At 38.4% G+C, this 16,342-nt stretch carries 12 protein-coding genes; 10 read left to right on the top strand and 2 right to left on the bottom strand.

Going from position 1 to position 16,342, the window contains the following annotated elements; translation table 11 throughout:
- Positions 1 to 27 precede the first annotated feature (27 nt).
- The 10 genes from FERPE_RS04000 (at position 28) to FERPE_RS03955 (ending at position 14,618) form a co-directional block, all read left to right on the top strand.
- Positions 28 to 1,332, top strand: a complete 1,305-nt coding sequence (locus FERPE_RS04000; RefSeq protein ID WP_014451374.1) for an ABC transporter substrate-binding protein — start codon at positions 28 to 30, stop codon at positions 1,330 to 1,332.
- A gap of 366 nt (positions 1,333 to 1,698) precedes the next feature.
- Positions 1,699 to 4,284, top strand: coding sequence for an extracellular solute-binding protein (locus FERPE_RS03995; protein WP_169312191.1), 2,586 nt, complete (start codon positions 1,699 to 1,701; stop codon positions 4,282 to 4,284).
- A gap of 4 nt (positions 4,285 to 4,288) precedes the next feature.
- Complete coding sequence (locus tag FERPE_RS03990; protein WP_014451372.1) at positions 4,289 to 5,182, top strand: carbohydrate ABC transporter permease; 894 nt, start codon at positions 4,289 to 4,291, stop codon at positions 5,180 to 5,182.
- A 25-nt stretch (positions 5,183 to 5,207) separates the two neighbouring features.
- The gene (locus FERPE_RS03985; RefSeq protein ID WP_014451371.1) at positions 5,208 to 6,077 is read left to right on the top strand and encodes a carbohydrate ABC transporter permease; all 870 of its coding nucleotides are present in this window, start codon (positions 5,208 to 5,210) and stop codon (positions 6,075 to 6,077) included.
- Positions 6,078 to 6,105: 28 nt separating this feature from the next.
- The gene (locus FERPE_RS03980; protein ID WP_014451370.1) at positions 6,106 to 8,133 is read left to right on the top strand and encodes an SMP-30/gluconolactonase/LRE family protein; all 2,028 of its coding nucleotides are present in this window, start codon (positions 6,106 to 6,108) and stop codon (positions 8,131 to 8,133) included.
- On the top strand, positions 8,117 to 10,276 hold the full coding sequence (locus FERPE_RS03975) for a DUF5696 domain-containing protein (protein WP_014451369.1): 2,160 nt from the start codon (positions 8,117 to 8,119) through the stop codon (positions 10,274 to 10,276). Before FERPE_RS03980 ends, FERPE_RS03975 begins: the two co-directional genes overlap by 17 nt.
- A 5-nt stretch (positions 10,277 to 10,281) precedes the next feature.
- A complete protein-coding gene (locus FERPE_RS03970) occupies positions 10,282 to 11,148 on the top strand; it encodes a carbohydrate ABC transporter permease (protein ID WP_014451368.1) in 867 nt (288 codons plus the stop codon).
- Entirely contained in the window at positions 11,145 to 12,101 is a 957-nt protein-coding gene (locus FERPE_RS03965) for a carbohydrate ABC transporter permease (RefSeq protein WP_014451367.1), read from the top strand. The genes FERPE_RS03970 and FERPE_RS03965 overlap by 4 nt, the downstream gene beginning before the upstream one ends.
- 22 nt (positions 12,102 to 12,123) lie before the next feature.
- A complete protein-coding gene (locus FERPE_RS03960) occupies positions 12,124 to 13,386 on the top strand; it encodes a glucoamylase family protein (protein ID WP_014451366.1) in 1,263 nt (420 codons plus the stop codon).
- A 32-nt stretch (positions 13,387 to 13,418) separates the two neighbouring features.
- Positions 13,419 to 14,618: a glucoamylase family protein gene (locus FERPE_RS03955; protein ID WP_014451365.1), complete on the top strand. Its 1,200-nt coding sequence runs from the start codon at positions 13,419 to 13,421 to the stop codon at positions 14,616 to 14,618.
- A 128-nt stretch (positions 14,619 to 14,746) separates the two neighbouring features.
- Here FERPE_RS03955 and FERPE_RS03950 read toward each other — a convergent pair whose 3' ends face one another.
- On the bottom strand, positions 14,747 to 15,025 hold the full coding sequence (locus FERPE_RS03950; protein WP_014451364.1) for an SHOCT domain-containing protein: 279 nt from the start codon (positions 15,023 to 15,025) through the stop codon (positions 14,747 to 14,749).
- Positions 15,026 to 15,303: 278 nt separating this feature from the next.
- Positions 15,304 to 16,254: a DDE-type integrase/transposase/recombinase gene (locus FERPE_RS10600; protein WP_014451363.1), complete on the bottom strand. Its 951-nt coding sequence runs from the start codon at positions 16,252 to 16,254 to the stop codon at positions 15,304 to 15,306.
- Positions 16,255 to 16,342 lie beyond the last annotated feature (88 nt).

The raw sequence follows: 16,342 nt of genomic DNA, 5'->3' as shown, positions 1-16,342 counted from the left end.
ACATTTCTTAAAAGGGAGGGAAGTTGTATGAAAAAGTTCTGGTTAGCAGGTTTACTGATGCTTTTCGCGGTTTTGGCGTTTGGTAAAGTGACTATTACGTACGTAAACTGGAACAGTGGTCTTGAGATTGAGCAAGCTATGGTTCAGGAGTTCATGAAACTAAATCCAGATATTGAAGTCAAGATAGTTAAACATGAGGGTAATTACGAGGACTGGCTTATTGCGCAAGCAGCTGCCGGAAAATTACCAGATGTTATTATGATACCAAACATACCAATGGCTTTGACAAACGATTGGGCTCTTGATCTCACTAAGATGGCTTTAGCAGACCCGGAATGGAAAAACATTCCCGCCCCAATCAGAAATGCAACAATTTATAACAACAGAATCTATGCTGTACCTGCAGGACTTTTCTTCATGGGTTACTTTGTGAACGATGATCTGTTTGAGAAGTATAACGTCAAGCCTCTCAAATTTGCACCAAGCTGGAATGAATTCTTAACAGCAGTTAAAAAATTAACGATACCGAGAGATGGTATTATCGGTCTTGCTGAAGAAATTCAAATTCCAGAATGGTATCCTGCAATGAAGAATTTGAAATTTGGATGGTTTACTTGGGATGGCAAAGAATATCATCTCGATGACCGAGCTTTCATTGAAGCAGTAAATATAGCCAAGCAGCTCTACCAGGGAAAATACGTTTACGATGCACTTCCAGAAGAGCAGAAGAAACAGTACAATGCTGGTTGGTATGGCGATGTTTGGAATCAAGGAAAAATTGCTATTAGATGGGATGGAACATGGGCAACGCCTTTCTATTCATCACTCCCATTCAAATCGAGATTCATTGGAGTTCCTGGAGGCAGAATACCTGTTGTTGGTGATTTCTTTGTCATATCAAAGACTACAAAGTATCCAAAGGAAGCATTCATGTTCGCAAAATTTGTAACATATGGCAGAGACGGCATTCTAAAGAGGCTTGAGCTTGATAAGAAAAACGAATGGGCATCATTACCATTGACTACAGAAAAAGCCGTGCTCGATAAATATTTCGCAGTTAAGAAACTCTTCCCAGGACTTGACGAAGCTTATGCAAAAATAGGAGTTGGTATTATAGAGGGTGTAAAGATCGTTCCAGGTTACATCCAATCAAGATGGACAGCTCCAACAGGCATCAAAGTTGGAGACAATCCAAATGCTAATATCGGGGACGTTATTTGGAACGCAATGAGAGGAGATATTAACATTGCAGATTACGCGAAACAACTGAACAAGATAGCAAATGAGCAGTATCAGAACGCTATTAAGAAAATAGCTATAATGACAAAGTAAATAAGTTTCTTTTTCCAAAAAACTGTGGGAGGGAGTAAAATACTCAAATTAAGACGCATGGATGTTTTTCTAAAAATAACATTGATTCTTATAGTTACGTATGTGCTAAGCACCTATGCAGTCCTTTTTGCAATGACACAAAATAGTCAAACAGTTGACTATAATGCTTACTTAAGACGTTCACCGACCCCTCTCTTGACTGGGGAGACCCTCTGGGAATCTCCCCGGTCTTTTCTTGTATTATCAGAGGGTAGTTCCATTACTTACGAAATAGAGATACCCAAAGAAAAACAAGGGCTATGGAACATAAGGATTGATTATGAAGTTTTTTCAATTCAGATTTTACCACCGGAGATCTCTGTTTATTTGAACGGCAAACTCCCATTTTCAGAAGCTCGTTCGATACCCCTGGTCCAGTATTGGGAATACGAAACTACTGATTTTGCCAAGAACAGATATGGAGACGAGATTATTCCTAGTCAAAAAATAGCCTCTGATACCATATCTTATGTTTTGAAAAATCCAAACGGAATAGACAAATTCCCTCTTTGGTTCAACCTCCGCTCACCAAGAGTTACCATAACGCTAATTGTAAACAGCGGAAAAATAGCTATCAAGAGATTATCAATAGAAAGGCCGAAAAGTCTTACTAAATTTAGTGAAGTTATTGGTAAGCTTGGTATCAAGGATTCAGAAGGTGAGAGAAGGATTATAACACTTCAGGCGGAGAAACCTTTCAGAAAAAATGAAGCCTCAGTTAATGCTATCCCGGTTCGTTCTCCTGACACTGTTCCTTACAACACTTACAATCTTCTTTTGAACGCATTTGGTGGTAGTAACTGGAAACAACCAGGACAATTCGTAATTTATGAATTCGATGTTCCCGAAGAGGGATATTACAAAATAGCTGTCAAGTATCGTCAGGACACAAAACCGAACTTCACAAGCTATAGAACTGTGTACATCGATGGTGACGTAACATATAGTGACTTACTCGAAATTCCGTTTGAATATACACCTGACTGGAGAGTTTATACCCTGAAATCATTAGACAAAACTAGTGACATAGTTTTCCATCTCACTAAAGGTAAGCACACAATTGCTTTCGAAGTCAATGCTTCGGTTTATTCGGATGTACTTAACAGCTTGAAGTCAATGATTGATTATATAAACAAGCTAGCACTACAAATTAAATACATATCGGGTGGTAGCTCAGATAAAAACGTAGAATGGGAGATTACGGACTATTTTCCGGATATAGAACCAAAGCTCAAATCCTTGATTAATGAGCTCGAAATAATCAAGATAAAAATAGCTAAGATAAATGGAAACGCGTGGAATGCGGAGTACATATCTTTAAACACGGCTCAGATGTTTTTGAAAAGACTGGTAAAGGATGTTAATAAGATACCAAATAAGTTAGATATGCTAACTGGAAGCACAGGTTCAGTTCTTTCTGAACTTTCAGTGGTCTATAACGGCCTCCAAGAAATGCCTCTGACAATTGACGAAATCTACATCTACAAAGGAGATAATATAGATAAGATTGTCAAATCCTCTCCTTTTAAAGTATTTGTCGAAGGTTTCAAAAGATTTGTTCATTCATTTAAGAGGCAAGAGAATACAACGTTCTCAAAAAGTCAGAAAGAGAACACCGTCATGTTAAGAGTGTGGGTTAACAGACCCCGCCAATATGTAGACATTTTGCAACAACTTATCGATAATGACTTTACTAAGAAGACAGGCATTTACGTAGACGTTTCAATAATGCGTGACGAAGGGAAGCTCATACTTGCTAACGCTGCTAAAAAGTCACCTGATATAGCACTTGGAATAAGTAACTGGATACCATTTGAGATGGGAATCCGTGGTGCAGCACTTGACTTGAAACGTTTCTCCGACTTTGTAGAATTTTCAAAGAATTTCTACCCGGGTTCATTGTTACCTTACCTGTACGAAAATCACTGTTTTGGGCTGCCCGAAACACTCGACTTTTATGTGCTCTTTTATCGAAAAGATATTCTGGAGTATCTAAACATACCCATTCCGAACACTTGGGATGATGTGAAATTGATACTTCCAGAGCTACAAAGAAACGGTTTGAATTTTTACATACCACTTTCTGGAAGTTCGTCTTTCAAAGCGTGGATGACCACAGCGCCCTTTATCATGCAATACCACGGCAAACTTTTCACAGACGATGGGCTTAAAACTGCACTGGATACCCCAAGCACACTGAAAGCGCTGAAAGAGATGACCGAGTTATTCACCATGTATGGCATGCCTGCACAAGTTGCAAACTTTTTCGAGAGTTTCAGAAAAGGAGAAATTCCTTTAGGAGTGTCGAACGTGAATACATATATCCAACTCATGATTGCAGCGCCTGAATTACGTGGTATGTGGAGCATAGCTCCTTCACCCGGAGTGAGATACGGAACCTCCATTGAAAGATGGCAGACTGGTTCTGCTCAAGCAGTGGCTATACTAAACGATACAAAATACCCCATGGAGGCTTGGGAGTTTGTGAAATGGTGGCTTTCTAAAGAAACGCAAGTGAGCTTGGTAAACAGAATTGTTAGCACTTATGGCATTGAATTTTTGGTTATCCCTTCGAATCGATTCGCAATAGATGGTGTTCCCTTTAAGACAGAACATTTGAAGGTTGTCAAAGAGCAATTCAGATGGTTGCAAGAGGTACCAAAAATGCCAGCAAGTTACATATTAGAGAGGGAAATCAGTAATATCTGGAACAAGGTTGTCCTCGAAGGCAAACCATTGAAGGTTGCTGTTGATGACAGCGTAATTATTGTTAACAAGGAGTTTGCACGAAAGTTAGAAGAGTTTGGCTACTACAAGGATGGAAAACCTGTCAAGCCATTCAGAATTTACACCATTGCAGATATACTCAGTTGGTACATGGAAAACACTGAAGATAAAGGCTCAGAGAGGTGATTTTGTGAAGATAAGTAAGAGCGAACATCGATGGATAATTACCTTTCTTTCGCCTTATATAGCTCTTTTTACAATATTCATCGTCGTTCCAACAATTTTAGCTATTTTGCTTTCGTTTACTAACTTCAATACCATACAATTTCCAAAATTTGTAGGGCTTAAGAACTACATATCCCTTTTCACAACAGATAGTGTATTTATGCAATATGTTTTACCGAATACAATAAAGTTTGCAATCTTGGTTGGACCAACCGGTTATTTTCTTGCATTCATACTGGCTTGGATGTTGGCACAAATTCCGAGAATCCCCAGAACAATTCTTGCACTGATTATATACTCTCCGTCAATGACAGTTGGTGTGGCCATGCAAGTTATATGGTTGACAATATTCAGTGGCGATAAATCAGGATATCTAAACAGTCTGTTGTTAAGGTTGGGGCTCATTGACCAACCTGTTCAGTGGCTTCAATCACCGAAGTTCCTTTTTCCAGCTATGGTGGTTGTAACACTGTGGAGTAGTATGGGAGTCGGCTTTTTAGCCATGCTTGCAGGTGTGTTGAATACCGACCCAGAAATTTACGAAGCTGGATACATAGATGGAATATCAAAAAGATGGCAGGAAATATTTTATATTACAATCCCTTTGATGAAACCGCAAATGCTTTTTGGTGCTGTTATGGCTGTTGTGTCTACATTTCAGGCTGGATATATTGGAGTAATGCTCTCTGGCTCAAATCCAACTCCACAATATGCTGGACAGCTTATAGTAAATCATATCGAAGACTTTGGGTTCATGAGGTATGAAATGGGGTACGCGGCAGCAATCTCTGTTGTGCTCTTGATAATGATATGGATAAGTTCCAAGTTTGTTTGGGCGCTGTTCCTCGACAGAGACTGATTCCAAAGGACTTAGAGGTGATAGTATGGCTTTTAAGGGCACAAAAATCAATCCGGAGAGATTTGACAAGAGTCAACTGAAATTCTACTTTTTTCTTGTTCCGTTTGCGGCGTTTATGTCTATACCGTTGATCTTTATATTCTCGAATGCTTTCAAACCATATAACGAATTATTCGCTTTTCCGCCGCGGATATTTGTAAGGCATCCTACGTTGCAGAATTTCAAAGCACTTTTCAGTGCTATGACACAGTCGGGTATTCCTGTAAGCAGATATCTTTTTAACAGCGTTATAATTGCTGTTAGTGTGGTTACGTTGTCCATATTCATAAGTACTGCTGCAGGGTATGTACTGTCAAAGAAAAATTTCAAGTACAAAAAACTACTTTTCGAAATCAATACTTTGGCGCTCATGTTTGTACCAACAGCAGTTTCCATCCCAAGATACATAATTGTCGCAAAACTTGGGTTGGTGGATAACTTCTTAGCTCATATTTTACCCATGCTTGCAATGCCTGTTGGCCTTTTCTTAGTTAAACAGTTCATAGATCAGATTCCTGATTCTCTTATCGAAGCTGCAAAAATCGATGGTGCTAATGACTGGTTCATATACTTGAAAATAATCCTTCCGCTTACAAAACCAGCGGTTGCAACAGTTGCTATTCTTGCATTTCAAAGTGCATGGAACTCAATGGAAGCTTCCCTTATCTATATAAACAACGAGAGTTTGAAAAACTTTGCTTACTATATGTCAACACTAAGTGGAAATGCAGGCACAGTAGCGGGAGCAGGGATAGCGGCAGCCGCAGCTGCAATTATGTTTCTGCCGAATCTAATAATCTTTATGTTCACACAAAGCAAGGTTATGAATACGATGGCACACTCTGGTATTAAATGATAAAAAATTGATACAAAGGGGCGAGTGGATGACAAAGCTTTGCAGTAAAGAATTATCGCTAATAGTTTTTTCCTTAACCACTTTGATAGTTTCCTCAATTTTGGGATACGCTCCGTATTACACATACACACTAGGTATAGGTGATAATCTAGTTCGTACCCAAGACGCCTTTGTTCCATGGCGTAAACTTGTTTTCGATACATCATCGATTTCGGATATCTTCTGGCATAAAGGAAAACTCTACATAAGTGACTCGCAAAACGCAAGAATAGAAATCATCAACTTCGCAAGTGAAGACAGGACCACAGTTTCCTACGTTGGTGAAGGAACTCTTACAAATCCGGATGGCATTTACGTCGATGAGAATGATTACATATACGTTGCAGACTCTTGGGCACAAAGTGTTTATAAATTTGCACCGGATGGGAATTTGGTTCTTACAATTTCGAAACCAGATTCACCTATTTATGGGCGTCTGAACGATTTCATACCTCTCAAAGTTGCTGCAGATAGGCGAGGAAATATATATGTTGTTTGTCAGGGTGTCACTAACGGACTTGCAGTTTTCAATAAAGATGGCAGATTTTTGAGCTTTTTTGGAGCCAATACCCCTAAGGTTACCTTGAGGATGGTTCTTCAGAGGTTGATATTTACAGAATCACAAAGGGCTCAATTGTTGAAAATTAGACCCCCATCCCCAACGAGTGTGACTATAGATCATACCAATGCTGTATGGACCATAACTCAAGGTCTTAAAGAAGACGCCATAAAAAGATTCAATGTTGCTGGGGTAAATATCTATCCAAAGTTGTCACTTTCAAACGACAAGTTTGTAGACATAGACGTGGATTCGCTCGGAACGGTATACGCCCTTACGGCTGATGGTTTGGTATATGTTTACGACCTTCTTGGTAATCTAATCTTTGTTTTCGGTGGGCAGAGCTTCTATGAAAACCGACTCGGGCTTTTCCGTTCAGCGAGTGCTATTGCTGTCACTGATGATGGCAGAATCTTTGTTTTAGATAAAGAGGATGGAACGGTAACAATCTTCAGAATAACTTTTTTTGGCAAACTTGTCTTAAAGGGTGTTTATTACTACAATCAGGGTATGTACCTGGAAAGTGAGAAAATTTGGAGAGATATTCAGAAAACAAACTCAGCTTTTGTTTTGACATATAAAGTTTTGGGAAATGTAGAATTCAAAAAGGAAAATTACACGAAAGCTTTTGAATATTTCAGACTAGCACGAGACGCGAAGGGTTATTCCGATGCTTTTTGGTATATAAGAAACATATGGTTGCAGAAAACAGTTGGACCTGTGTTTTTTGTGCTTGTTTTCTTGGCAATTGCTGATCTTATCAGAACAATACTCCTAAGGCAAGGTTTTATCAAAAAGAGAGAGAAAAAGGCTATAAAAATGGATAACTTTTTAATTAAACAGCTGCGTTACACTTGGCTTTTTATCAAGAACCCATTCGACGCTGTTTACGAAATGAAGCGACACGATAGGATATCTTGGTTCACAGGGATTTTTTTGTACTTGCTACTTTACGCTGAGAACGTAATTATAAGAATTATTGGTTCACCACTGTTTGTGGGTTTCGATGCAAGGAAAATAAATTTCTTGGGACTTTTTGTTGATACTTACAGACTGTTTTTCCTATTTGTTCTTTCAAACTTTTTAGTTAGTGAGATTTCAGAAGGTGAAGGAAAGTTCAAACACATCTTTATAGGAACGATTGCTTCTTTTCTTCCTTACTTATTGTTTTCGGTTCCTCTTGCTTTAATAACAAATTTGCTAACCTTAAACGAGTCTTTCATCTACACTTTTGGAATGCAGATAATATGGGGTTGGTCGTTTGTCTTACTCTTTATAGTCATCGCGCAGGTTCACAACTTCTCTTTCGGCGAAACCGTTAGAAACTTTTTATTAACGATTTTTGCAATGATACTTATAACGATACTGCTGGTAATCATCGCTGTGCTTGTTAGAGAAGAATTTTCATTCCTTACGTCTATATTTGAGGAGTTGATATACCGTGTTAAGGTTAAATGAGTCCATTAGAAAGGGGTTAAGAAAGATTCTCCTGAGGTTTCTTTTTGTTTTGCTAATAGTCCTTGGAGTTGCTTGGTTGGTTCAAGCTGGACCTTCTGAAGTTGTCGTTTCAAAGGTAGAAAGCTTTTCTGAAAGCGATTACCGCTTCTTTCGCCCAAGTTATAACGCACAATTAGAAAATGAATACTTACGAGTTTCGTTTGATACCAATAGCTTACAGTTTATGGTTACTGACAAGCGAAATAACGCTCAATGGAAATCTGTATTGGAAGATGAAGATTCCGAACTAAATCAAATATGGAGTTCTTTTTTCAATACACCGTTTATTGTAGAATTTTGTGATTCTACGGGGAATATTAAAAGAACCTACTCAACGAGAGATGCAAAAATCTCTATTAGAAAAAGGTCTTCGAATATGTTTACTGCATCTATTGTTTTTGAGAACATAGGTGCGTCTTTCGACGTTTCGTATGAGCTGATAAAAGACTCGCTCCGATTGAAAATTAATAATATAAACGAAGGAAAATACCGGTTGATGGGATTGTACCTTTATCCTTATTTAGGAGGCTCCCATGGAGTTGTGAATGGAGGTTTTATCTTGGCTGATGGAGTTGGAGCGAAGATTGACTTATCAAAGAAAACAGTCGCAACCGCCCCATTTAAAGCACGACTCTACGGGCTAGATATAGGATTTCGGGAAGTATTCCCGTATTCCTATTTCAGAAATGTAAAAGAACCTGAAAATTACTCCCTTCCACTCTACGGCATTTTATATGCATCCGATTCGCAAAACTCTGAAAACCTGGCTAATGAATATATAAATGGATTACTTACCGTTATTGAAGAAGGAGATATGTATGCCGAGATAAATGCTTTTAAAGCTGGTATAGTTACGAACCATAATTGGATAACCGCGAGATTTGTCTTAAGGGACCTTCATAAGAAACTTTTGAATAAAGCGGGGGAAGGTATAACTGTTCCACAAGAAGAGTTGAACACGACAAAATTTACTGTCAGATACTTCTTTGTTCCTAATGCCAACGAATTTTCACTCGTTCAGCGTTTTGTCGAGGAATACTCGAAGAAATCTAACGCAACGAATGGTTATACCTTCAAGTTTGACGTTCTTATCGCTGAAGCAAAGAAATCTACATTTGACTACTCACTTGTTAAAATGACAAACCAGGAGCAATTTCTTAAGATAAAAAGTGTGCTGAGGAAATTTATTCCGGAATCTCTATTTGTGTTGGTTGGTTATACTGAAGGAGGTTTATCACTTAGTTCTCCGAAACACCTGCCGTTAGAAAAACGGATTTTCGGGAGACCCTTACAACCTTTGGAAGATTATTTCTATGTGAACTACATCCTTTCACCAAAAGAATCAAAATCACTGAATAAAATAGGCATCGCACTGAACAGACTTGAACAATTTATGGAATACGAAGGAAAATACGTTCTATCTCCTAAATTTGTCAAATCTTTTGTAATCAAAGAAAAAAGGGAATTTGAAAAAGTGGGAATCAAAAAATTTGCGCTTGGTTCTGTAGGAGACTTAGCGTTTTCAACTCGGGATATGACTAGAGCAGAAGTAGTTACTGATTTCACTAATGCGTTTAGAATATTTGGCAAACCTATCGTCTACGGGTTCAACTGGTACGTCATAAGCCTCGCAGGTGCTTTATCTGACATTTCGTTAACAAACTCCGGCTATGAAATTGAGGATGAGGTTTTGCCAATTGTACCTTACATACTAAAGCAATTTTTGCCTATCTTTTCGTCACCGCTCAACCTTTCATCAGATTACAACAGAGACCTTTTGGCATGTATAGAATATGGTATTTTCCCTTCGTTTTACTTAACCTGGGAAAGTTCGGAGAAGCTTGTCAACACGAATTCTAAGGATTTGGTATCGACAAGGTTTGAGGATTGGCTTCCAAAAATACTGATCGCAAAAGAAATGTATGAAAAAGCTCTATTTTTTATCAATTCGAAGTTGGTTTCTCGTGTGCAAGTTAGCCAAGACGTCTACCTAAATACATACGATAACGGGGCAAAGGTTTTGTTCAACTACAGTGAAAAGCCATTTAATTTCGATAGCAAAATTGTTAAACCTATAAGTTTTGCAGTGATACAAGCGAGGTGACTTCTATGAGACTAAAGCTACGCACAAGAGAAGCACTAAAGGGTTTACTATTCGTTTCTCCTTGGATAATTGGTTTTCTTGTTTTCACAATCATTCCTCTCGTCAGAACGTTTCTCTATAGTCTAAATGAGGTTAAAGTTACAGCAAGCGGTGTGAGAATGTTCTTCGTTGGATTGAAGAATTTTAAAGACGCTTTGCTTACAGATGTTGACTATCCTCAGATGCTTGTCGACTATTTTCTACAAATGATTGTTTTTGTACCAATCATAGTTTCTTTTGCAATGATTATGTCTTTGCTGTTGAACATTGAAATAAAGGGCAGAAGCCTGTTTCGGACGATTTACTTCTTGCCAGTGGTTATTGCCAGCGGACCTGTGTTTGACAAACTTTTGAGCAAAGGAGCTATGACATTTTCAGGATTAGCTAATCTTCAGTTCGTTAAAATGCTGCAGACAAATTTGCCAACTGTCTTTTCAAGGGTTCTTGGGATGTTTATCTCGGGATTTATAATGATACTTTGGTATTCCGGTGTGCAAATCCTCGTGTACCTAGCTGGTTTGCAAAAGATAGATAAAAACATGTACGAAGCAGCCAAAATAGATGGCGCTTCAAGATGGCAAATCCTCTGGAAAATCACAATGCCTGTTTTGGCACCACTTACATTTGTCAATATCATCTACACAATAGTAACACTTTCAACTTTTGCAACGAGTCCAATAGTTAAAAAGATACTCGTAGACATGTATAGACCTGAGAGAGGACTTGGCTATGCTTCTGCTCTCGCTTGGATATACTTTTTGGCTATATTGGTTGTTATAGGACTTTTCTCTCTAATATCAGCGATTTACAGAAGGAAGGTAAGAGTATCATGAAAATCCGAGTATTTAAGAAGCTTCAGCCAAAAGATGAGAGAAGCCGATTAGATCTCTACTTTATTGAAAAAAGAACTAAGAAAGCTTTCGAAATAGCCACTGTCTACTTTATGCTACTGCTTATCGGTTTTGTCTTTGTATATCCGATAATATACATGATATCATACAGTTTCATGGATACGTCCGATTTGGTGAACCCACTTGTGAAGTGGATTCCGACGAAGTTATACACCGGTAACTACAAAGAAGCTGTAAAGGTTCTCGATTACGCGAAGACACTAATACAAACTATCATTATCTCAACAATACCCGCATTTTTGCAAACTATCTCTGCATCGGTCGTCGGATACGGGTTTTCACGTTTTAGGTTCCCCGGGAAAAATATACTTTTCGCCATCGCTGTTGCAACGTTCATTTTACCGCCCCAGGTTACTATGATTCCACAGTTTTTGATGTTTAAAGACCTGAACCTACTCGGGACACTATGGTCATTGATTATACCAGCAACCTTTACTCAGGGAATAAGGAGCGCGATTTTCATTGTCATATTTTATCAATTTTTCAACATGTTTCCGAAATCCTTGGAAGAAGCCGCAAAGATAGATGGCGCTTCGACAATTAGAATATTTGCAAGAATCGTTGCACCATCTGCCATGCCGGCTTACCTCATTTCTTTCCTTTTCTCGTTGGTTTGGTATTGGAATGATACAGTTATCACAGCGCTTTACTTAGGTGAAAAATGGACAACTCTGCCATTACAACTTCAAAGATTTGAAGATATGTTCAGAAGACTTTACCTGGTTGTTCCTGGAACGACCACGGGCCGAACCTTAAACGAAGCGATAATAATGGCCGGAACGCTTTTAACAATCTTGCCTTTAATTTTGATCTATTTCATCGCGCAAGATTGGTTTGTAGAGAGCATAGATCGAACAGGTATAACCGGCGAATAAATTTAGCAGGAAGGGTGATAAGATGTTTAGAAAAGCTTTTATTTTTTCCATTCTGTTATTTGCTTTGACTTTGAGTATCGGTGCTAACCAACTGTCTGAGAACCTTATGAAAGAATATAAAGGTTCTTTCCTGTACTTTTGGGAGCAAGCAAATGCGAACGAAAATAGCCCAGGATATGGACTAATTCGAGACAGATATCCTGGTAGTCCAGGAATAGCAAGCATAGCTTCTACTGGCTTCGGACTTACTGCGGTTGTAATCGGTGTGGAAGAGGGTTGGATAACAAAGGAGGAAGGACTTAAGAGGGTTTTAGGAACATTGGATACAATCTTAAAACTTGATAATTTTCACGGTTTCTTTTATCATTTCTTGGATAGGGACACTGGAAAGCGAGCTTGGAATAGCGAGGTTTCAACAATTGATACAGGGATTCTGTTATGCGGAGTTCTAACGGCTGGGAAATACTTTGGTGGTCAAGCCTGGGAAAAAGCTAAACAAATCTACGAGAGAGTAAATTGGAACAAAATGGTTCATCCTACAAAGAATTTCTTTTATATGGCTTATACCCCGGAAAGAGGATTTGAAGGTTTTTGGGATTTCTATGCAGAACAACTAATGTTATACGTGCTGGGAGCAGGAACACCAGTGGAAAAATATCGGATAGAATCGGATGTGTATTACACATTTAAAAGAAATTACGGTAGTTACAAGGGAGAAAGGTTCATTCACTCTTGGTTCGGTTCACTTTTTACGTATCAATACTCGCATGCTTGGATTGATTTTCGTAATTGGTATGATAAGCTTGGAATCAATTGGTTTCACAACTCGATAGCAGCAAGTCTTGCTAACTACAACTTTTGCACGGATAATAAACATAAATTCAAGAGTTTTACAATAGGGTGGGGTATTACCGCATGCGATACGCCCAGTGGATACAACGGATTGTTAGGGGCACCTCCATCTGGGAATAACAACACAGCACACCAAGTAGATGGGACTTTAGCACCGGCTGGTGCTTTGGGATCCATCGTTTTCACTCCTAAAGAAGCTTTGTGGGCTTTGGATAACTATTACACTTTACCGGCGCTAATAGGGAAATACGGTTTGAAAGACTCTTTCAACCTTGATTTTAATTGGTTTGCTTCTGATTACATTGGTATAGATAAAGGGATTACGTTGCTTATGATTGCAAATTATAAAAACGAACTGGTTTGGAAAATCTTTATGAGCATTCCGTATGTTCAGAATGGTTTGAAAAATCTTGGTTTCATCTATAAAAAGTGATCTTGCATTATGTTCAAAGGGGTTGATATTTCATGCACGTAAGAGATATTCTTGAATTAGAGGAAAGATTGTCTTTCAACTTCTTTTGGAACGAAGTTTCCGAAACCAAAGAAGGTTATGGGTTGATTGTTGATAATACAGGTGATAAAAACGTGGCAAGTATAGCTTCTGTTGGCTTCGGACTAAGTGCGGTACCAGTTGGTGTTGAGAATGGATGGATATCAAGAGAAGAAGGATATCAAAGAGCAGTGAAAACACTTGAAACATTCCTCAATAATGTGGAACAAACGCATGGTTTCTTTGTCCACTTTGTAAGTATGAAAGATGGGAAGAGAACTTGGCAGTCTGAAGTTTCGGTTATTGACACTGCGCTATTTCTTATGGGAGCGCTTGTTGTAGGTGAATATTTTGGTGGAGAAGTAAACGATTTGTTTGAATCTCTTTATTCGAGAGTGGAGTTTCCGTGGTATTTAGACAAACAAGTAAACCAAATTTATATGGGCTACAATTTTGAAAGAGGATTTTGGGGTCACTGGGATGGTTACGCTGAACAGCTGATTATATATATTCTAGGCGTCGCTTCACCAACGTATCCTATAGATCCTTCGGTGTATTATTCTTTTGAAAGAAAGAAAGGAAAATACAAAGATTACGAGCTGATTTACACATACACTGGTTCCCTCTTCACTTATCAGTATTCTCACGCTTGGATCGATTTTCGAAATATTGTTGACAAAGAGAACGTCAACTGGTTTGAAAATTCGACACTTGCGACTTTAGCAAATTGGGAATTTTGCAAAGATATGCATACTGTTTATAAAACCTTACACGAAAAGTCTTGGGGACTCACCGCCTGCGATTCTCCAGATGGTTATCGAGGTGATTTTGGAGCACCACCATCGGCTAACAACAACACGACGCATAGAACAGATGGCACAATACCACCTTGCGGTGCTATTGGCTCAGTGGTTTTTACACCAGACATAGTTGAAGAAACTGTGAAATATTATTTCGAACATGTACCTCAACTATGGGGTCACTACGGTTTTAAAGACGCTTACAATTTAGACAGAAATTGGGTGTCAAAAATTTACATTGGTATAGACAAAGGTATAGAATTGCTCATGATAGAAAACTACAAGACAGGCCTACTTTGGGACATCACAATGAGAAACAAATATATCAAAAAGGGATTGCAAAAGTTAGGTTTTCATCAAACGAATAAAGAATAAAAGAAGAACGCCCCCATTATGTATATGGGGGCATCTTCTTTAATGTTTCCGCTTTTTCACTTTCCCGGGAGGGGAAGGGGGTACTGGGGTGTAAACGGTTCGGTATAACTACTATTTGACTTCTTAGTTTATTTGTGTTCCTCGAGAGTACTTCGCATCCTTTTGTATTCTTCCTCTGTTATCTCTCCTTTTGCAAAGCGTTCATTGAGTATTTCTACTGCTTGATCTTTTTTTCGAAAGACATTCGACTTAGCAAAGAAAAGTCTATAAACCACGTAAACAGCTATGAGAAAGAGTGCAAAAGATAAGACAGGTCTTAGCCACCAAAATGTTTCCACAAACCAAGCTCCGTTGTAACCTCCGATACAAGCGGTTCCTAACCATGGTCCAAGCCAACGAAATCTCATGACAATTCACCTCCAGCTTTCAAAAATGTAGCTCTCGAAAATATAACTTTGACAAAAACATTTTACACACCAATGCTTAAGAAATCCTTAGAGATTCCAAAGCTTATTTCTAAGGTTTTTTTAAGCCTCACAAGATATGATATTATATTTGGTAGGAAAACTGATAGTCTTGTTTCTTTTTAGACTTTGGATGTAAGTTGGTGTATTAATTTCTTACATTCTCCAAGCCAAACTATTGACGTAAAAGTGTTATCAAACTCACTAAATGCTTGATAGTGTTAACTTGTAGTGATGAAAGAGTGTAAGTGTGAAAGAATGCAATTGATATTGCCATTGTGTGTTTTCCAAAGATTCTTCACTACACAAAAGCCTTGAATGTATTTTGCTAAATTCTTCGTATTCTTCAGCCCTCGCTTGAGTCGGAAAAAGTCTTTCAACAATGAAAACTTAGATTCACATTGATTGTTTTTACCGAGCGGTACCACTACGTGATTGATATTTCTGAACAACAGCTTTACTGCACTTTCATATGCACCAAGTCCATCAGTAATAAGTTCAATGTTTCTAGGTTTTGAATTACCAAAGAACTTCTCGAGCAATACTTTGACTTGTCCCATATCACGATACTTTGAGACATGCCAACAAAGAATTAAGTTAGTTTCGTGATCAACTAATAGCCAAACATAGTACTTTTGTTCTTTGAACACAAGAACAGTTTCATCAGCATGAACTGAGAAAACATTTTCGATGGTAAATGTTGGAAAAAGTACAGAGAATAAAGTACACAATTTAATAACCCATTTGTATATGGTGACATGAGATACTTTGATATTAAGAGAATGAGCAAGAGAGCGATAAGACATATTGTGTTTCATATACAAAACAAAAGCCTTTAAGACGAAAAAGATAGGGAAGCGGAAATATTTAAATTTCTCAGGAATAAGGGTGACTGGTTCGGGGAGGTTAAAAGGTACTCTATCTTTGGTACGACAAGCTCTACAACGGAAGACAACGAAAGAGCGACGGACTTTGTAAATTTGCATAGATTTACCACAAGAAGTGCATTTGGGATAAGGGAAAGGGAAGTTTTTGCGTTTTTGAGAATGGGAGAGTTTGAAAGAATGATGGCAGAGTTTGCAAAGGAATTGTTGGTTACCGTATTTGTCATGACCGTTTTTGTATAAGCTGGTGGAACCGCATTTTGGACAAGAGAGCGTTGAGTTGTTCATATCGGGATACCTCCTTTGTCGAGAGTTGGTTGGGGGGTGTCCCCTCTTTATAAGGATAATGCGGTTTTTGGAAAGTTTCAATACTTTT

This window comes from Fervidobacterium pennivorans DSM 9078 (assembly GCF_000235405.2).
Taxonomy (GTDB): domain Bacteria; phylum Thermotogota; class Thermotogae; order Thermotogales; family Fervidobacteriaceae; genus Fervidobacterium; species Fervidobacterium pennivorans.
Note: the sequence above shows the minus strand (reverse complement) of the source record. Positions and strands in the feature narration are given on the sequence as shown.